Origin of the sequence: Micromonospora sp. NBC_01405 (assembly GCF_045040155.1) — a bacterium.
Lineage (GTDB): Bacteria > Actinomycetota > Actinomycetes > Mycobacteriales > Micromonosporaceae > Micromonospora.
On the sequence record NZ_CP109532.1, the window covers coordinates 4,312,634 to 4,329,279 of the forward strand.

19 protein-coding genes, 1 tRNA gene and 2 pseudogenes are annotated in these 16,646 nt (G+C 70.2%); 17 read left to right on the top strand and 5 right to left on the bottom strand.

The genetic code is table 11. The features are described 5' to 3' along the window. Positions 1-194: 194 nt before the first annotated feature. Positions 195-271: transfer RNA gene (locus OG559_RS18835), tRNA-Ile, on the top strand. A 299-nt stretch (positions 272-570) separates the two neighbouring features. Further along, positions 571-906: a hypothetical protein gene (locus OG559_RS18840; RefSeq protein ID WP_405105486.1), complete on the top strand. Its 336-nt coding sequence runs from the start codon at positions 571-573 to the stop codon at positions 904-906. 448 nt (positions 907-1,354) lie between these two features. Here OG559_RS18840 and OG559_RS18845 read toward each other — a convergent pair whose 3' ends face one another. Further along, positions 1,355-1,579 carry a hypothetical protein gene (locus tag OG559_RS18845; protein ID WP_405105488.1) on the bottom strand — a complete coding sequence of 75 codons (225 nt, stop codon included), beginning with the start codon at positions 1,577-1,579 and terminating at the stop codon, positions 1,355-1,357. Next, the gene (locus tag OG559_RS18850; RefSeq protein WP_405105490.1) at positions 1,551-1,715 is read right to left on the bottom strand and encodes a hypothetical protein; all 165 of its coding nucleotides are present in this window, start codon (positions 1,713-1,715) and stop codon (positions 1,551-1,553) included. The genes OG559_RS18845 and OG559_RS18850 overlap by 29 nt, the downstream gene beginning before the upstream one ends. 117 nt (positions 1,716-1,832) lie before the next feature. Here OG559_RS18850 and OG559_RS18855 point away from each other — a divergent pair, with 117 nt between their 5' ends. Further along, a complete protein-coding gene (locus OG559_RS18855) occupies positions 1,833-2,378 on the top strand; it encodes a hypothetical protein (protein WP_405105492.1) in 546 nt (181 codons plus the stop codon). 23 nt (positions 2,379-2,401) lie between these two features. After that, entirely contained in the window at positions 2,402-2,599 is a 198-nt protein-coding gene (locus OG559_RS18860; protein WP_387024778.1) for a hypothetical protein, read from the top strand. A gap of 80 nt (positions 2,600-2,679) precedes the next feature. Here OG559_RS18860 and OG559_RS18865 read toward each other — a convergent pair whose 3' ends face one another. The 3 genes and pseudogenes from OG559_RS18865 to OG559_RS18875 all read right to left on the bottom strand — a co-directional run bounded on the left by OG559_RS18865 (position 2,680) and on the right by OG559_RS18875 (position 4,573). Further along, positions 2,680-3,078, bottom strand: coding sequence for a MaoC/PaaZ C-terminal domain-containing protein (locus OG559_RS18865; RefSeq protein ID WP_405116788.1), 399 nt, complete (start codon positions 3,076-3,078; stop codon positions 2,680-2,682). Positions 3,079-3,168: 90 nt separating this feature from the next. Next, a pseudogene (locus tag OG559_RS18870) lies at positions 3,169-3,534 on the bottom strand (MaoC family dehydratase N-terminal domain-containing protein); the annotation flags it as partial. Positions 3,535-3,556: 22 nt separating this feature from the next. After that, positions 3,557-4,573 carry an LLM class F420-dependent oxidoreductase gene (locus OG559_RS18875; RefSeq protein ID WP_405105494.1) on the bottom strand — a complete coding sequence of 339 codons (1,017 nt, stop codon included), beginning with the start codon at positions 4,571-4,573 and terminating at the stop codon, positions 3,557-3,559. A 329-nt stretch (positions 4,574-4,902) separates the two neighbouring features. Here OG559_RS18875 and OG559_RS18880 point away from each other — a divergent pair, with 329 nt between their 5' ends. The 13 genes and pseudogenes from OG559_RS18880 to OG559_RS18940 all read left to right on the top strand — a co-directional run bounded on the left by OG559_RS18880 (position 4,903) and on the right by OG559_RS18940 (position 16,623). After that, positions 4,903-6,120, top strand: coding sequence for an ABC transporter substrate-binding protein (locus tag OG559_RS18880; protein ID WP_405105496.1), 1,218 nt, complete (start codon positions 4,903-4,905; stop codon positions 6,118-6,120). Next, on the top strand, positions 6,117-6,872 hold the full coding sequence (locus OG559_RS18885; protein WP_405105498.1) for an SDR family NAD(P)-dependent oxidoreductase: 756 nt from the start codon (positions 6,117-6,119) through the stop codon (positions 6,870-6,872). The genes OG559_RS18880 and OG559_RS18885 overlap by 4 nt, the downstream gene beginning before the upstream one ends. Before the next feature lie 48 nt (positions 6,873-6,920). Continuing rightward, complete coding sequence (locus OG559_RS18890; RefSeq protein WP_405105500.1) at positions 6,921-7,337, top strand: VOC family protein; 417 nt, start codon at positions 6,921-6,923, stop codon at positions 7,335-7,337. Positions 7,338-7,341: 4 nt separating this feature from the next. After that, positions 7,342-8,217: a branched-chain amino acid ABC transporter permease gene (locus OG559_RS18895; RefSeq protein ID WP_405105502.1), complete on the top strand. Its 876-nt coding sequence runs from the start codon at positions 7,342-7,344 to the stop codon at positions 8,215-8,217. After that, positions 8,214-9,191, top strand: coding sequence for a branched-chain amino acid ABC transporter permease (locus OG559_RS18900; RefSeq protein WP_405105504.1), 978 nt, complete (start codon positions 8,214-8,216; stop codon positions 9,189-9,191). The genes OG559_RS18895 and OG559_RS18900 overlap by 4 nt, the downstream gene beginning before the upstream one ends. Continuing rightward, positions 9,181-9,960 (top strand): ABC transporter ATP-binding protein, encoded by a 780-nt coding sequence (locus tag OG559_RS18905; RefSeq protein ID WP_405105506.1) that lies wholly within the window; start codon positions 9,181-9,183, stop codon positions 9,958-9,960. Before OG559_RS18900 ends, OG559_RS18905 begins: the two co-directional genes overlap by 11 nt. Beyond that, a complete protein-coding gene (locus tag OG559_RS18910) occupies positions 9,957-10,673 on the top strand; it encodes an ABC transporter ATP-binding protein (RefSeq protein ID WP_405105508.1) in 717 nt (238 codons plus the stop codon). Before OG559_RS18905 ends, OG559_RS18910 begins: the two co-directional genes overlap by 4 nt. Positions 10,674-10,733: 60 nt before the next feature. Continuing rightward, a pseudogene (locus tag OG559_RS18915) lies at positions 10,734-11,396 on the top strand (NAD(P)-dependent oxidoreductase); the annotation flags it as partial. Positions 11,397-11,438: 42 nt separating this feature from the next. Beyond that, entirely contained in the window at positions 11,439-12,635 is a 1,197-nt protein-coding gene (locus OG559_RS18920; RefSeq protein ID WP_405116790.1) for a thiolase family protein, read from the top strand. Next, positions 12,632-13,858, top strand: a complete 1,227-nt coding sequence (locus OG559_RS18925) for an acyl-CoA dehydrogenase family protein (RefSeq protein ID WP_405105510.1) — start codon at positions 12,632-12,634, stop codon at positions 13,856-13,858. Before OG559_RS18920 ends, OG559_RS18925 begins: the two co-directional genes overlap by 4 nt. Before the next feature lie 17 nt (positions 13,859-13,875). Further along, complete coding sequence (locus OG559_RS18930; protein WP_405105512.1) at positions 13,876-14,706, top strand: IclR family transcriptional regulator; 831 nt, start codon at positions 13,876-13,878, stop codon at positions 14,704-14,706. Continuing rightward, the gene (locus OG559_RS18935) at positions 14,703-15,473 is read left to right on the top strand and encodes an SDR family NAD(P)-dependent oxidoreductase (protein ID WP_405105514.1); all 771 of its coding nucleotides are present in this window, start codon (positions 14,703-14,705) and stop codon (positions 15,471-15,473) included. The genes OG559_RS18930 and OG559_RS18935 overlap by 4 nt, the downstream gene beginning before the upstream one ends. Positions 15,474-15,483: 10 nt before the next feature. Continuing rightward, positions 15,484-16,623 (top strand): acyl-CoA dehydrogenase family protein, encoded by a 1,140-nt coding sequence (locus OG559_RS18940; RefSeq protein ID WP_405105516.1) that lies wholly within the window; start codon positions 15,484-15,486, stop codon positions 16,621-16,623. Positions 16,624-16,646: the final 23 nt, after the last annotated feature.

Sequence of the window (16,646 nt, forward strand, 5' to 3'; positions counted from 1 at the left end):
GGTGGCGTACCGCCGGGGCGGTCCTCGCCGAGCTGCGCGCCCCGGACCGAGCCCTTCATCGACGGCTGCGTGCTGTTATCCTCGCGTAGCCCATCGTGCTGGATCGCCGATGAGCCCGTCGGGTGGGTGGATGGATGGGGCTGTTTCGCGGTGGCCAGTGATCCACCACGCGGGTTACGATCCGGCGCGGTAGCGGGGCGGTAGCTCAGCGGGTTAGAGCAGGGGACTCATAATCCCTCGGTCGCGGGTTCGAGCCCCGCCCGCCCCACCAGCGCAACACCCACTCAAAAGATCACCGCCAGCCCCATGCAGGTGCACGGCAGGTGCAGCAGGCCGCACCACGAGGCGCACCACGACGGGAAACGGCGCGGCGCCGAACGCGGGCTTGCATCTCGGCAGGCGTGGCACAGGACCCCGCTCCGCGCCTGCCCCCTCCGCCCCGCCCCGCCGGCATCCTGACCCGTCAGCGGCTCGGCACGATGGCGGGCCGCCGGCTGCTCGTCATGGACGGCACCCACTCGCGCGAGACCGACGTGGATATCGTGGGTGGGCAACGGCGACCGGGGCCCGGTGACACCGCCCAGGAGCCGGTCGGCCGCGAACCGCTTTCTCGCGTACCTGGTCGTTCTCGGCTGGCACGGCCTGGTGATCATCGCCTACTTCGTCCTCCTCTACCAGCAGTCTGGAATGAGGGAGTCGTGGGGCAACTCACCGCAGGAAGACATGCTGATCTTCGGGGTCTCCGTCGGCGCACCGGTACTTCTCGGCACCCTGCTGGGTGGTCTGGTCCTGCTCCGGAGGCTCCTGGCGAGAAGCCGGATCAACTCGGCGGTTGTGCTCGGCACCGCCGCCGCGTCACCGACGCTCCTGTTCGTGGCGGCGGTCGCTGGCCCTGCCCTTCGTTGAGAATCACTCCCGCCCGGTCGACCTGCTCAACCGGGAGCGGATCAGGAAGCGGACGCTCGTGGCCGGATACATGATCAGATCCTGACGTAGGCAGCTCACCTATCCCGTGCCGATCGGCGGCCGTCGCCTCGCGACACCCACACCTCCGCCATCATCAGCAGAGCCCGCCGCCGCTCATCCCGTCCTGCCTCCACCTGCGCCGGGGTGCGCCGCCGGCACGCCTGCACCACAGCCGTAACCCAATCCCACACGGAGACCACCTCACCTTTCGCATCTCTTGGAAGCACAACGACAAAGAGGCCGGGTCGTCCATCGGCCCGCGTGGCGGCGAGGCAGGAATGGACGAGGCGGCCCGTTGGGCACCCGGCGCTAGGGAGTAAGACCGGATGCCAGCTTGAGGTGGTGAGGTCAGGCGATCCGCTCGGTGGCGGTGCCGTCGATCACCCGGTCACACACCACACCGCGGGATATCGGGGACTGCTGCGCCATTGAGCAGCCCGACGTAGAAGACGACCGCGAGATCGAAGTTCACCAGCGCCGCGTAGCCGGCCTCCGCGAAGTTGAACCCGACGTTCGTCTGTACGGCGACCAGCCACGCCTCCAGGAACGTCTTCACCGCCGCGACCGCGAACAGGACCAGGCCCTTACGGAACGCCGACCACGAGGTGCGCATGAACAGGGCCGGCGTCCAGTGGCAGCAGGAACGTGAGCGCCAGCGACAGCACGCCCGCCAGGTCGGGAGCGAAACTGCGCCGCTGGACGTACTGCTCGGTGTGCTTCGGCACCGGACGTCGCTTCGCTTCCGTCAACCGGCGCTAACCGGCCCTCGGCCGGCCACACCCGCAGTCACCTATCCGACAACCAGCCCGGCCAAAGCCGTCCCAACCACCACCATCGACCAAGCCGTACCCGAACGAGGAGCTTCCTTGACCCACCCTCCCCAACAGCCCGACCACACCCCCACCAGCCCGGTGCTTCAGCCGCAGCCGTGGGTTGACCCCGCCGGACAGCCGTACCCGCCTGCACAGCAGCACGCCGCCTTTCCCGCGCCACCAGCGAAACCCAGCCGCAGGCCGATCATCGTCGTCGCCGCAGCAACCATCGGTGTCCTCGCCATCGGCACCATTGGCTACGTCGTGTGGGACGGCTACATCAAGGAGGACTCCGGGGTCGCCGCTTGCAAAGCCATGCGCGACGGAAGGAGCCCCGACGGCGGCGAAGACGTCGGCGACGACGAGAAGCTCACCGAAGCGCAGTATCGGGAGGCGCGGGAGGTGTTCGAAGACTCCCGCCACGAGAAGATCCGCGAACACGGAACCGCGCTGATGGATGTCGTCTGGCAGGTCGGTCAGCTTCCCAAGGGGCAGGAGATGGGTGCGCTGGCATACATGGGGCCGCTGACCACGCACATGTCGGGGTTGCAGACTGCCTGCGCCGACCAGGGCGTGATCGTCGACCTGAACAAGGACTAGCCCGACGCAGGAAGGACACTGCCATGGCCACCCCGAAACTCCCCGCCGGATTGATCAGTGATCTCCGTCAGCTTGCCGAACAGTACGGGCAAGCCCATGAGGTCGGCGGGTATGAGCCGCGCTCGAAAGAGCTCCGCGAGTTCCACCTCGACCGGTTCCTGCTGTGGCTGGAGGGCCGCTACGATCCGGCAACGGACAAGGGGAAGCGCATCACTCCCTGACCAGCTTTGAACCTTTAGAAGCCGGCCGGGTGCCGCGTCCGTACCGCTCGCAGCAGTCTGACCGGTGCTGGCACACGCGATTACCGCCCGGTTGGGTGGATGGTGAGGCGGGAGACCGCGACAACGGAGGCGCCGGCGGTTGCCTCGGCCACCAACTGGCGGTGGCCGGCATCGTCGGGGTCGCCGATCGTCGCGGTGACGGTGAGCGTGGTGCCCCCGTCGTCGGGCACCAGCAGCGGCAGCATGAACCGGGTCTCGTGGTCGAGCACTCCGGCCAGGCCCCCGGTCCACTCGGTGACTGCCCGCGCGGTCAGCGCCATGGTGAGCATCCCGTGCCCGATGACGCCGGGCAGTCCCGACCGGGTGGCGGCGTGGTCGCTGTAGTGGATCGGGTTGAAGTCACCCGACGCGCCCGCGTAGCGCACCAGGTCCTGTCGGGTGACCGTGAACTCGCGGGCCGGCAGCTTCTGGCCGGGCACGGTCCAGGGCTGTCGCGGTTCCGCGCTGCGCTTGGCACCCTGGGGCCGGGTGCCCCGCTCCACCAGCGTCGAGTACGCCGTACAGACCGGCTCGCCGGCCGTGGTGGCGATCTCGCTGCGAGTGGTGACGATCTGGTGTACCCCGCCGGACTGGATCCGTTCGATGTGAACGGTCACCGTCAGCTCGTCGCCGGGCTGGATGCCTCGCGTGTGCCGGAATCGCTGGCTCCCGTGCACCACCCGGCTGTAGTCCAGACCGAGCGTCGGGTCGGACAGCGTGTTCCGAGTGGCGGGCAGGCTCAGCACGATGGGGAAGGTGGGTGGGACCACCGGCCGGCCGTCCTGGGGCGGGGCGGCTCCGGTGGCCAGGATGAACTCCTGGATCTTCTCCTGGCTGACCTGGTACGGCGCGGTGGGCGCGAACACCCGGCCGATGAATGCCTCGTTGAGCGGCATGTCTCTCTCCTGATCGGGTCTTCTAGAGTGCGGCGGCCAGCCACGCGACCAGGTCGACGTCGGTGGTCTTGAGGGTCATGACGTCGACCCCGGCATCCGCCCAGGCCGCCAGCCGGTCCCGGATCCGTTCGCGGGGTCCCACCAGGGCAAGCTGGTCGATGAGCGCGTCCGGTACCGCGCCGGCGGCCTGGTCGCGGTGGCCGCCCAGGTACAACTCCTGGATCTGGTGGGTGGCCGCCTCGTAGCCCAGCCGGGATGCCAGGTCGGCGTAGAAGTTGCGGCCGCGTCCGCCCATGCCGCCCAGGTACAGGGCGAACGCCGGGCGCAGGGAGTCCCGGCAGGCCGCGAGGTCGGCTCCGGGCGCCATGTGCACCGTGGCCACGATCCGCAGCGGGCCGAGGTCCGCAGGGCGGCGGGCCAGCCCGGGGGCGAGCATGTCCCGGTACAGCTCGGGCCGGTCCGGGCAGTAGAAGGCGGGCAGCCAGCCCTCGGCGAGCTGTCCGGCGAGCGCCACGTTGCGTGGGCCGTTGGCCGCCAACAGGATCGGTATCCGCGGGCGTACCGGATGCAGGGTGGCCTTCAGCGGGCGCGGCGGTTTCCGGTCGGGGCGCGGATACGGCAGCGGGTAGTGGACGCCCGGGTAGGTCAGCGGCTCCTGCCGGGCCACCGCCGCGCGCACGATGTCGACGTACTCGCGGGTTCGGGCCAGCGGGGAGTCGAAGGCGATGCCGTGCCAGCCCTCCACCACCTGCGGGCCGGAGGTGCCCAGGCCCAACAGGAGCCGGCCGTCGCTGAGCTGGTCGAGGGTGAGCGCGGTCATCGCGGTGGCGGCCGGGGTGCGGGCCGGCATCTGGAGCACCGCCGTGCCCAGGCCGATGCGGCTGGTCACCGCCGACAGGTGGCCCAGCACGCTGACCGCGTCGGAGCCGTACGCCTCCGAGACCCACAGCGAGTCCAGGCCGGCGGCGTCGGCGCGGTGGGCCACGGCGCCGAGGTCCCGCAGGCCGGTTGAGTGTCCGAGGCTGAGTCCGAGTTTCATGAGGCCCGTTCTGCATATAGAACGATCATCGTCTTGATTTCGAGAACAGTAGGGACGCTGGGGGAGGGGCGTCAAGGGCCGGGATTCTCGATTGATGCCGAGGTAGAGGCCGGAAGAGGGTTGACAACCCGCATGGCCCATTCGATGATGTTCGCCACACAGGCTTTGAACGTGGTTCTGCTGACAGACCGTCGGCGTTCGTTCCCGTCCGCTACCCGGACGCCGAGAGCCGGAGCCATCCGGCTCATCTCCTCCACACCCCCCGGCCCGGCGTCGCATGTCGTTCGTCAGGGCTCTCCGGCCGCAATGCCCCACCCGCAGGAGCGACCATGTCCCGTACCCACGCGGCGCGATGCCTGAGCATCGTGGCCACCTCACTCACGCTCGCCGTATCGATCACCGCCTGCGGCGACGGCAAGGACTCCGGCGACTCGTCGTCCGGGGACATCGTCATCGGCATGGTCGAGGACACCTCGGGTGGTACCGCGGCCACATCGGCCGAGGCGAGCACCGGGATCTCGCTGGCCATCGAGGAGATCAACAAGGCCGGCGGCGTCGGCGGGCGATCGCTGAAGCTGATCCGCCAGAACGACGGCAGTCAGCCCAGCCAGACCCCGGCCGTCCTACGCAAGCTCGTCAGCGACGATGCCCGCGTCATCATCATGAACTCGTCGTCGGCGTCGGCCCAGCAGGTCAAGCCGGTCGTCGAGCAGGAGAAGATCGTGGCCGTCTCGGCGACGAACATCGCCACCGCCATCGCGGAACCGCCGAACAACACGTTCTCGTTCATCCTGGCCAACCCGATCACCGACATCGGCACCGTGTACGCGGCGGCGTTCGAGAAGATCGGCGTCAAGCGGCTGGCCGTCATCACCGACGACTCGCCCACCATGGCCGGGCTCAACAAGGGGCTGCTGCCCATCTTCGAGAAGGCCGGCATCGCCATCGTCGGCAACGAGAAGGCACCGCTCAACAGCACGGACGTAGCGCCGCAGCTGAGCCGCATCGCCGCCGCCAAGCCCGATGCGCTGTTCGTGTCCTCGCTCGGCGGACAGCTGGAGGTGCTGTTCCACAACACCGCGAACCAGATCATGCCGGACCTGCCGCGGATCTCCCTGGCGTCGATCGGCAACCAGCCGGAAACCTGGAAGCTCGCCAAGCCCGGCGCGTTCCGGCAGCTCGTCTACGCCAGCGCCATCTCCGCCGACAACACCCGCTCCATCGAGCTGGGCGAGAAGCTCAAGGCCAAGCTGGGGGCCAAGTACCTGGGGCTGACCGCGTTCGCCGCGCAGGGCTACGACACCGTGTACCTGCTGAAGCAGGCGATCGAGAAGGCCGGCGTGAACAGCAGCCCGGAGCAGGTACGGGACGGGCTCCAGCAGATCAGCGCGTTCCCGGCGAGTTGGGGACGGCAGGGCTTCACGATGAGCTTCACGTCCAGCAAGCACGTCGGCAGCGACGGGCTGTGCGGCATCGTGCTGCGCCGCTTCACCGAGCAGAACCAGCCCGGCGACAACTGGGCCGACTACCAGCCGCAGTGCTCATGACCGACACGACAGCTCAACCGCGTACCGCGTTCATCACCGGGGGTGCCCGGGGCATCGGGTTGGCGTTCGCACAGGCGCTCGTCGCCGACGGTGCCCGGGTGGTCCTGGCCGACATCGACGAGGCGGCGGCGGCGCAGGCCGCCGCCGACCTCGGGGCCGCCGTGGCGCTCGGGGTCGCCTGCGACACCGCCGACGAGACGTCGGTGCAACGCGCGGTCGACGAGGCGGTGGCACACTTCGGCGGTCTCGACATCCTGATCAACAACGCCGGCAAGCACCTGATGGCCTGGAGCCGGCCGGTCACCGAGATCTCCACCGCCGGCTGGCGGGAGATCCTCGACGTGAACGTGCTGGGCATCGTCAACTGCGCCCGGGCCTGCCGGCCGCACCTGAGCCGCAGCGGCGCGGGCGCGGTACTCAACATCTCGTCGGTGTCCGGGTTCGCCGCCACCGACGTGTACGGCATCACCAAGCTCGCCGTGCGTGGCCTGACCGCCGCGCTGGCGAAGGAGTTCGCGCCCGACGGGACACGGGTGAACTGCCTGGCCCCCGGGCCGATGGACTCCGAGTCGGCCATGGCCGACCTGCCCGAGGAGTTGCTTCGCGACTTCATCGCCAACAAGCAGCTCATCCAGCGCCAGGGCCGGTTGGCCGACCTCGTCGGCGCCATGCGGTTCTTCTGCGGCGCGGACAGCGCCTTCATCACCGGCGAGACCCTGATCGTCGGCGGCGGTCACCCACTTCGGGTCTGACCCGCATCACCACCACCCGCATCACCACCACCCCAAGGAGTGAGTTCTATGTCGTGGAGCCTGCATCACGTCAACCTGCCCGCCTCGGACGTCCGGGCGATGGCCGCCTTCTACTCGAAGGTGTTCGGCATGCAGGAGAAGACGTTCCCGTTCGTCGATGACGGCCGGGGCGCTCTGCAGACGAGCAACGAATTCGTCGCCCTGTTCGAGGACAGCAACCAACGGCAGATCCACATCTGCAAGCCGACCCCGACGCTGCCGTGGGACAACGACCTGCGGCTGCACCCGGTCATCAACGGGCACCTCGCGATCGAGGTCGACGACATCGACGGCGTGATGCGACGGCTGGCCGAGATTGGCATGCCCTACAACGACACCGGCACCTGGGCGCTCAAGGGGTACCGGCAGGTCTACTGCTACGACCCGTCGATGAACGTCGTCGAGATCAACCAGAAGCACCCTTGATCCAATGATCCCCCTACAGGTCATCGTCTCGATCATCGAGACGGGATGCTTCTTCGGTCTGCTGGCCGCGGCGATGTTCGTGGTGCGGGAGAGTTCCGGATTCTTCAACTTCGCGGTTGGCGGGTACGCGGTGTTCGCCGGGCTTGCCTCGGCGTACTTCACCAGCGTACGGGGGCTGCCCGCAGCCGCCGGAATCGTCATCGGGGTGATCGGCGCGGTGGCGCTGGCGCTGCTGACCGAGGTGCTCGTGGTGCGTCCGATGTGGAAGCCGGGCGCCAACGAGGAACTCCCGATGGTGATCGCGCTGGTGGCCACGCTGTTCGTTCTCGAACAGATCTCCGGGGTGCTGTTCGGCCGTGCCGCGCTGCCCGGGCCACAACTGGTCGGGGACGGCGCGGTACGGCTGGGCAGCGCCACGGTGACCGCGCAGGCCGCGCTGGAGATCGGGCTGACCGCCCTGGCGTTCGGGTTGCTGCTGCTGTTCATCTACCGCACCCGGATGGGTCGGGGACTACGCGCGATCGGCGAGAACACCCCGGCCGCCATCGTCCTCGGGCTGCCGGTGCGGGCGGTACGCATCGCCTCGTTCACCCTCGCCGGGGTGCTGGCCGGCCTCGCCGGCAGCGTCTTCGCGGCGCGGTCCGGGATCATCTTCGAAAGCGCGATGGACTTCACCCTCTTCGCGTTCCTGGCCCTGGTGATCGGCGGTACCGCGTCGGTGTGGGGGCCGCTGGCCGGCGGGCTGATCCTGGCCACCATCCAGTCGGCCGCCATCTTCTACTTCGGCGCGGCCGCCCTGCACTACGCGACGCTCGCCGCCGCCTTGCTGTTCTTCGCCTTCCGCCCGCAGGGGATCTTCATGAAACGGGTACGGGTATGAGCGCCACCCGCTTGCGGCCCCTCGCCGAACCGGTCATCTCCGGCGTGCTGCTGATCCTCGCCATCACCTGGGTCGGCACCGACGGTTACCGGCAGGACCTCGCCGTGCTCACCGTCACGTACGGGCTGATCGGGCTCGGCTTGTACAGCCACTTCATCATGGGCGATTCGCTGTCCATCGCGTACAACGCGTACGCGGCGATCGGCGGCTACGCGCTGGGCCTGGTCGCCGCCCGGACCGGCTGGCCGCTGCTGGTGTCGCTACCACTGGGCATCGCCGCCGCCGTACTCATCTCCGTGCTCCTGGGCCTGGCCACCCGTCGGCTCAACGGCTTCTACCTGGCTGCCGTGACGCTGCTGTTCAGCGAGGCGTTCCAGGCGTGGCTCGTCGACGCGGACGGCGTGACCGGCGGCGCCGAGGGCGTGATCCTCACCCGGTCGCTCAGCGTCTTCGGAGCGGAGCTCGACAGGGACCGGATCGTGGTCATCGCGCTGGTGCTGATGTGGCTCATCGCGTTGCTGCTGTCCCGGCTGCGCCGCTCGCCGTTCGGCGTCACGCTGCGGGCCAAGGCGCAGGCCGCGGTCGCCGTCGAGGCGGCCGGGGTGCCGGTGACCGCGCTGACCCTCATCTCGCTGGGCATCGGCGCCGCGATCGGATCGCTGGCCGGCGCCGTGTTCACCACGGCGAACCTGTCGATCCTGCCGGAGTCGATCCCGGTGTCGGTGGCGTTCATCGCGGTGTTCATCCCGTTCCTGGGCGGGCGGTCCAGCCCGTGGGGTGTGGTCATCGGCGCGCTGTTGGTCACCCAGCTCACCTTCAACCTCAACTTCTTCCAGGGTTCCGGGACGCTCCTGTTCGCCGTCGCCGTGGTGGCGGTGCTCATCTTCGCCCCGGAGGGCCTGATCGGACTGGCCCGCAGCCTGACCGGCCGGCTCGTCGGCGCTGTCAACAGAGGCGGACGCGATGAACGCTGACATCCTTTCCTGTCAAGAGCTGACCAAGTCGTACGGCGGGGTCAAGGCGGTCACCGGCGCCTCGTTCACGGTTGGTGCCGGTGAAATCGTCGGGCTGGTCGGCCCCAACGGCGCGGGCAAGAGCACGATGGTCGACCTGATCGGCGGTGAGCAGCAGCCCGACAGCGGCCAGGTGCTCGCCGGCGGGGTACCGCTGGCCGGCTCGCCCTCCCTCCGCGCCCGTCGTGCCCGGTTGGCCCGCACCTATCAGTACCCGCAGGTCGCGGGCGCGCTCACCGCTCGCGACAACATCATCGTCGGCGGTTTCGCCCGGGGCATGTCCTCCGGCCTCGCACTGCTGGGCGCGGCGGCGCGGGGCATGGTCGCCCCGGGCGGCCAGGCACTGCGCGAGGAGGCCGGCCAGGTCGCCGCCCGCCTCGGGCTGCACCGGATCGACCGGCTGGCCGCCGACCTGACCCTCGGCGAGCTGCGGCTGCTGGAGGTGGCCCGCGCGCTGTTGCAGCACCCGCGCATCGCGCTGCTCGACGAGCCGTTCGCCGGGCTGGCCTCCGACGGCATTGCCGGCCTGTCCGAATCCATCCGCACGATCGCCGCCGGCGGCACCGCCGTGCTGCTGGTCGACCACAACGTCGACATCGTGGCCTCGATGGCCGACCGGATGGTGCTGATGGCCGGCGGCACGGTCGTCTTCGACGGCGCACCCCGCGACTGCCTCGCCAGCCCCGAGATGCAGGCAGTCTACTTCGGCACCGGGCAGGTGGATCGATGAGCGAGACAGGCCTGCGGGCCACCGAGCTGACCGTCCGATATGGACGGGCGAGCGCGTTGAACCTCACCGGTACCGAATTTCGGGTACCGGCGGGGCGGGTGACCCTCGTGGTCGGCCCCAACGGCGCCGGCAAGAGCAGTCTGGTCCTGGCGCTGTACGGCTCGGTGCCGGCAGGCGGGCAGGTGTACCTCGGCGGCCGGGACGTCTCCGCGCTGCCCACCCGGGTTCGGGCCCGGTCCGGGCTCGCCCTGGTACCACAGGGCCGGCAGCTCTTCGCCCGGATGAGCGTCCGGGAGAACCTGATGGTCAGCGCCGAACTGCTCCGCCTGGACCCGGAGCGGGTGGAGCAGGCACTGGACCGCTTCCCGATCCTGCGCACCCGCGCGAACCGGCCGGCCGGCGTGCTCTCCGGCGGTGAGCAGCAGATGATGGTGGTGGCCCGGGCGCTGATGACCGACCCCAGCGTGCTGCTGCTCGACGAGATGGCGACCGGGCTGGCCCCGCTGATCGTGGACGACCTGCTGCGCACCGTGCGGGAGCTGGCCCGGTCGGGCACCGCCGTACTGCTGGCCGCGCCGACGATCGGCGTGCTCGGCCAGGTCGCCGACGGCGGTGTCGTGCTGATGCGCGGCCGGGTCGTCGCCGAACACGATGACGTCGCCGAACTGGACACCGCCTACCAGGCCGCCATGGGCGCCATCATGGAGGGCTGAGCCGTGGCCGATGACACCCTCGTGGTCGGTTTCGTGGGGCTGGGCAACATCGGCCGGCCGATGGCCGCCGCACTGGCGGGCGCGTTCCCGGTGGTGGTGTACGACGTGGACGCGTCGGCCGCGGCCGACGTGCCCGGTGCCCGGGTCGCGGCCTCGCTGGCCGACCTGGGCGCCGCCGCCACCGTGGTGGGCGTCGCCGTGTACAACGACGCCCAGGTCCGCGACGTGGTGACCGGGCTGCTGGCCGGGATGCGCCCGGGCAGCACCATCCTGGTGCACAGCACGATCTCGCTGGACACCGTGCGGGACGTCGCGACCCAGGCAGGCGCGGCAGGGGTGGCGCTGCTGGACGTGGCGGTGGCCGGTGGCGACGTCCGGGCACGACGCGGCGAACTCACCCTGATGGTCGGCGGCGAACCGGACGAGGTGGCCCGCGTCCGCCCGGTCCTGGACGCCCTGGGCAGCCAGATCCACCACGTGGGGCCCCTCGGCGCGGGACTGGCCGCGAAGCTGGCCAACAACCTGGCGCTGCACGTCGGGTTCCAGGTGCTGGAAGAGGCCCTGGCGCTGGGCGGCGACGCGGGCGTCGGCGAGGCGGCGCTGCTGGAGGTGCTGAACTCCGGCACCGCGCAGTCCTGGCTGACCGGCAACTTCGCCTACTACCGCCGGCAGATCCGTGAGGTGCTGCCGCCCGGAATGGTCGCCAAGGACCTGCACGCCGCCGTCGCGCTGGCCGGCGACGGCGCGGACATCCCGCTGACCCGGCTGGCCGCCGGCACCCAGCGGGAGGCGGTGGTGGTGGCCGCGGTGCGGACGCCGCTGGGCCGCCGCCGGGGCGCGCTGAGCGGGGTACGCCCGGACGAGCTGCTGGCCTACACCGTGCGCCAGCTCGTGCAGCGGGCCGGCATCGCGCCGGACACGGTGGACGACGTGATCGCCGGATGCGTCAACGCGGTCGGTGAGCAGGGGCGCAACATCGCCCGGGTGGCCGCGCTGGCCGCCGGCCTGCCGGTCACGGTGCCCGGTGTGACGGTCAACCGGATGTGCGGTTCCAGCCAGCAGGCGCTGCACTTCGCGGCGCACGCGGTGCTGAGCGGCCAGCAGCGGATGGTGATCGCCGCCGGCGTCGAGTCGATGTCCCGGGTACCGCTGGGCGCCGACGCGGCGGGCGTCGCCCCACCGGGCGCGGTCACCGGCCGGTACGAGCTGGTGGACCAGGGCGTGGCGGCGGACCGGATCGCCGCGCGCTGGCACCTGGACCGGGCCGAGCTGGACGCCTTCGCCCTGGCCAGCCACCGCAACGCCGAGGCGGCCTGGCGGGACGGCCGGTTCGCCGACGAGTGCGTACCGGTGCCCGCCGACCTCACCACGGCGCTGCTCGCCGACGAGCTGCCCGACGCCGGCTGGCTCATCGAGCGCGACGAGGGCATCCGGCCCAACACCTCGCTGGCGGCCCTGGCCGCGCTGGAGCCCGCCTTCGGCGCGGACGGCGTACACCACGCCGGCAACTCCAGCCAGCTCACCGACGGCGCGGCGGCCGTGCTGGTCTGCGACGGTGCCGAGGCGCGACGGCTCGGCCTGGTGCCGCTGGCCCGGATCGTGGCCACCGAGGTCATCGGCGTGGAAACCGACCTGATGCTGCACGGCGTCATTCCGGTGACCCGGCGCATCCTGGAGCGCACCGGACTGTCCATTGCCGACATCGACCTGTACGAGGTCAACGAGGCATTTGCCAGCGTCCCGCTGGCCTGGCTGCAGGAGACCGGCGCCGATCCCAGTCGGCTCAATGTCAACGGTGGCGCCATCGCGCTGGGCCACCCCACCGGGTGCTCGGGTGCCCGGCTGGCCACCACCCTGCTGTACGAGCTGCGCCGCCGGGGTGGCCGGTACGGGTTGCAGGTCATGTGCGTCGGATACGGGATGGCCACCGCGACGCTCTTCGAACGGATTGGTGAGGCATGAGCGAGCTGCTGTCGGCGCAGAACCGGGAGATCCTGGACGGGCTGCGCGACTTCCTGAACGCGGAGGTCCTCGCCCGCCACCGCGACGCCGGTGCGCTGCTGTCCGACCCGCGCCAGCGGTACGGGCCGGACGGCCGGCACGTCGCCGCGGTCGAGGAGCACCGCCGCGCGGTCCGGATGGCGTCGTCCCAAGCCGGGTACTACACGATGTGCGTTCCCGAGGAGCTGGGCGGCGGCGGGCAGGGCGCGGTCACCATGTACGCGGCGTGGGAGCTCATCAACCGGCTCTGCGGCAGCGGCGGCTGGTTGGGCAGCGAGGTGGTGGCGCACTGGGCCACCGGACCGAGCGTGGTGTTCGGCCGCGCCGGGCAACAGCTGCGGGACACCTTCCTGGGCTCCCTGCTCTCCGGCGAGCAGACCATGTGCTTCGCGATGTCCGAGCCGGGTGCCGGCTCGGACGTGTGGCAGATGTCGACCCGGGCGGTGCCCGAGGCGGGCGGCTGGCGGCTCACCGGCGTCAAGCAGTGGATCTCCAACGGGCCGCATGCCGATCTGGCCATCGTCTTCGCGGTCACCGACCCCGAGAAGGTGCGGGCCAGGGCGGGCGGCATCTCGGCATTCCTGGTACCGACCGACGCGCCGGGATTCCAGGTGGACAGCGTCATCGGCCTCTACGGCCAGATGGGCGGCGAGCATGCCATCCTGTCGATGAACGAGGTGCGCGTCGAGGACTGGCAGCTCTTCGGCGAGCCGGGCGGCGGGCTGTCGCTCGGGCTGGACGGCATCGCCACCGGCCGGCTGTACAACACGGCGAAGGGCGTCGGGCTGGCCCGCTGGGCGCTGGGCCTGGCGGTCGAGTTCGCCACCGAGCGGGAGACGTTCGGCACCCGGCTGTTCGACAACCAGGGCATCTCGTTCCCGCTGGCCGAGGCCGCCACCCGGATCCACGCGGCGCACCTCATGGGACTGCACGCCGCCGAACTGGTCGACGCCGGGCGGCCCGCCCTGACCGAGGTCGCGATGGCCAAACTGTTCGCCACGGAGATGGCCACCGATGTCATCGACCGGGCCATGCAGACGCTGGGCGGAATGGGCATCACCACCGAGGTGGGGCTCGCAAAGGCGTGGCAGAGCATGCGGACGGTCCAGATCGCGGACGGATCTTCGGAGATACTCAAGCGGCTCATCTCACGGCGCATGGCCAATGGCGAGATGAGCGGATGAGTCGAGGTGACGCTGCCATGACCGAGGAATATCGGGTCCCCGCCATCGAACGAGCGGTACGGGTGCTGCGGCTGCTTGCGGCGCAGGACTCGATGTCGCTGGCGAAGACGGTGGAAGCCACCGGCATGAACAAGAGCACCACCTATTACATCCTGCGCACCCTGCTGGCAGAGAATCTCGTCCAGTACGACGACACCGGTCAGGGCTACCAACTCGGCCCCGCGCTGGTCGAACTCGGTGCCGCCGCGGCCAACCAGATGAACGACGTCAGCATCGCCAAGCGCAGCCTGGCCAAACTGCTGGACCAGATGAACGCCACGATCGTGCTGTACCGGCGGATCAGCCTGACGGAGATCATCCTGGTCGACAAGCTGGAGCGCCCGCACCGGGTACGCATCACCCTGCAGGTCGGCACGCCGGTGCCGATCCAGGGCGGCTCGTTCGGCCGGGTCTTCCTCGCCTACGACCAGCCCTCGCAGGTCAATGCCGCGCTGGCCACCGGGCTGCAACTGTTCACCAGCAAGAGCGTCGCCCGCAAGGAGATCTTCCTGCGCGACCTGGAACGGGTGCGCGAGCAGGGTTTCGCGGTCGACCACGAGGGCTACGCGCTGGGCGTCAGCACCGTCGCCGCGCCGGTCTTCGGGCCGGACGGGCAGATCCGGCTGGTCGCCGCCGCCGTGGCTTTCACCAGTGAGATGGACGAACAACAATCCGCCTTGTACGGGCGTCTGCTGCGCGAATGCTGCGAGCGGATCACGAAAATGCTCGCCGGCCGCACCGAACTCGTCGGTCAGGACGAGTCCTGGGCCGACCACCAACCTCCGAAAGACAGGGAGTACCGCACATGACGGCTACGGCCTCGGTTTCAACACAGACGCTTCGCGGTCAGGTGGCCGTCGTCACCGGTGGGGCGGGCGGGCTGGGCCTGGCCATCAGCCGGGAACTCGGGATGGCCGGCGCCATTGTGATCGTCGCCGACATCGCCGCCGAACCCGCCGCCCGCAGTGCCGAACAGCTCGCCGCGGATGGCATCGACGCACATCCGCACGTGTTGGACGTGACGTCCCGGCAGAGCATCGACGCGATGGCCGCCGAGGTGAATGCCCGGCACGGCCGCATCGACATCCTGGTCAACAACGCCGGCTTCCCGGTGGACCGGCCGCTGGTGTCCATGAGTGACGAGGACTGGCACCAGGTGCTCAACGTGTGCCTGTACGGCACCTTCGCGTGCAGCCGTGCCGTGGTGCCGGGCATGATCGAACGCGGCTACGGGCGAATCCTCAACATCAGCTCCCGCGCGTACCTGGGCAACCCGGGGCAGGCGAACTACTCGGCGGCCAAGGCCGGCATCGTCGGCCTGACCCGTACGCTGGCCAAGGAGCTCGGCAAGCACAACATCACGGTCAACGCGATCGCCCCCGGCCTGATCGCCACCGAGACCGTCCGCCGGCACCCGAAGTTCGACGCCATCGCGGAACGGGCGGAGCGCGCCAACTCGATCCGCCGCCTCGGCACCCCCGAGGACATCTCCGCCGCCGCGCTGTACCTCGCCTCGCCGGCAGCCTCATTCGTGACCGGGGACGTGCTGCACGTCACCGGCGGCCGGTTCAGCTGAGGCGGCGGCGATGGACGTCATGCTGAGTGCGGACGAGCGGCTGCTGCGCGACAGCGTGCGCTCGTACCTCGACGCGAAGATCGCGCCGATCGTGACCGAACACGAACGCGCACGTACCTTCCCCTGGGATCGGCTGGCCGAGCTGTACGAGTTCGGGTACGTGCGTGGCGTGGTGCCGGAGGCGGACGGCGGCGACGGCGCCAGCCACATGGTGCTGGCGCTGCTGATGCAGGAGGCCGGCCGCTGCTGGGGTTCGCTGCGCACCACCCTCAACGTGCAGAGCATGCTGGCCCGGGTGCTGAGCACCGCCGGCACGCCCGAGCAGAAGGAGCGGTTCCTGCGGCCGCTGCTGGCCGGGCAACGGTTCGGCTGGTTCGCGCTCACCGAGCCCGACGCGGGCTCCGACGCCGGCGCGTTGCGCACCACCGCCCGGCGCGACGGGGACGACTACGTCATCAACGGGCAGAAGCTGTACATCACCAACGCCCTGGCTGGCGACTTCGGGGTCGTGCTGGCCCGGGTGCCGGACACCGGCGAGGTCAGCGCGTTCCTGGTCGACCGGACGGAGTCGGAGTACCAGGCCCACGACATCCCACACATGCCGCTGCGGGCCACGACCAGCTGCGAACTGGTCTTCGACCAGACCCGGATTCCGGCGACCAACCTGCTCGGCGAGCTGGGCCGGGGGCTGTCCCTGGCGATGTCCGGCGTCAACCTGGGCCGGTTGAACATGGCCATGGGCGCGGTCGGGCTGGCCCAGGCGTGCCTGGAGTCCTGCGTGGACTTCGCCCGTACCCGGGAGCAGTTCGGCCGCCCGATCGCCGGGTTCCAACTGGTGCAGGAGATGGTGGTGCAGGTCGCCACGCTCACCGAGACCGCCCGGCTGCTGGGCTACCAGGCGGCCCGCACGCTCGACGCCGGGCTGCCGGGCCGGTACGAGTGCTCGATGGCCAAGTACTACTGCGGCGAGGCGGCCGGTCAGGCGGCGACGCTCGCGTTGCAGGTGCACGGCGGGGCCGGGCTGATGGAGGAGTCCCCGGTGGAGCGCTACTTCCGCGACGCACGGGAGGCGACCATCCCCGAGGGCACCAGCCAGATCCAGATCCTGCACCTGGGCAAGCACCTGCTCGGCGTGTCGGCACTGCGATGACCACGGCACACGACGAAGGAGAG

Coding starts and splice junctions, on each gene's coding strand:
- OG559_RS18910 (WP_405105508.1), top strand. CDS start 9,957: ATGAGCGAGACAGGCCTGCGGGCCACCGAGCTGACCGTCCGATATGGA.
- OG559_RS18895 (WP_405105502.1), top strand. CDS start 7,342: ATGATCCCCCTACAGGTCATCGTCTCGATCATCGAGACGGGATGCTTC.
- OG559_RS18880 (WP_405105496.1), top strand. CDS start 4,903: ATGTCCCGTACCCACGCGGCGCGATGCCTGAGCATCGTGGCCACCTCA.
- OG559_RS18875 (WP_405105494.1), bottom strand. CDS start 4,573: ATGAAACTCGGACTCAGCCTCGGACACTCAACCGGCCTGCGGGACCTC.
- OG559_RS18935 (WP_405105514.1), top strand. CDS start 14,703: ATGACGGCTACGGCCTCGGTTTCAACACAGACGCTTCGCGGTCAGGTG.
- OG559_RS18890 (WP_405105500.1), top strand. CDS start 6,921: ATGTCGTGGAGCCTGCATCACGTCAACCTGCCCGCCTCGGACGTCCGG.
- OG559_RS18905 (WP_405105506.1), top strand. CDS start 9,181: ATGAACGCTGACATCCTTTCCTGTCAAGAGCTGACCAAGTCGTACGGC.
- OG559_RS18885 (WP_405105498.1), top strand. CDS start 6,117: ATGACCGACACGACAGCTCAACCGCGTACCGCGTTCATCACCGGGGGT.
- OG559_RS18845 (WP_405105488.1), bottom strand. CDS start 1,579: ATGCGCACCTCGTGGTCGGCGTTCCGTAAGGGCCTGGTCCTGTTCGCG.
- OG559_RS18940 (WP_405105516.1), top strand. CDS start 15,484: ATGGACGTCATGCTGAGTGCGGACGAGCGGCTGCTGCGCGACAGCGTG.
- OG559_RS18900 (WP_405105504.1), top strand. CDS start 8,214: ATGAGCGCCACCCGCTTGCGGCCCCTCGCCGAACCGGTCATCTCCGGC.
- OG559_RS18925 (WP_405105510.1), top strand. CDS start 12,632: ATGAGCGAGCTGCTGTCGGCGCAGAACCGGGAGATCCTGGACGGGCTG.
- OG559_RS18930 (WP_405105512.1), top strand. CDS start 13,876: ATGACCGAGGAATATCGGGTCCCCGCCATCGAACGAGCGGTACGGGTG.
- OG559_RS18860 (WP_387024778.1), top strand. CDS start 2,402: ATGGCCACCCCGAAACTCCCCGCCGGATTGATCAGTGATCTCCGTCAG.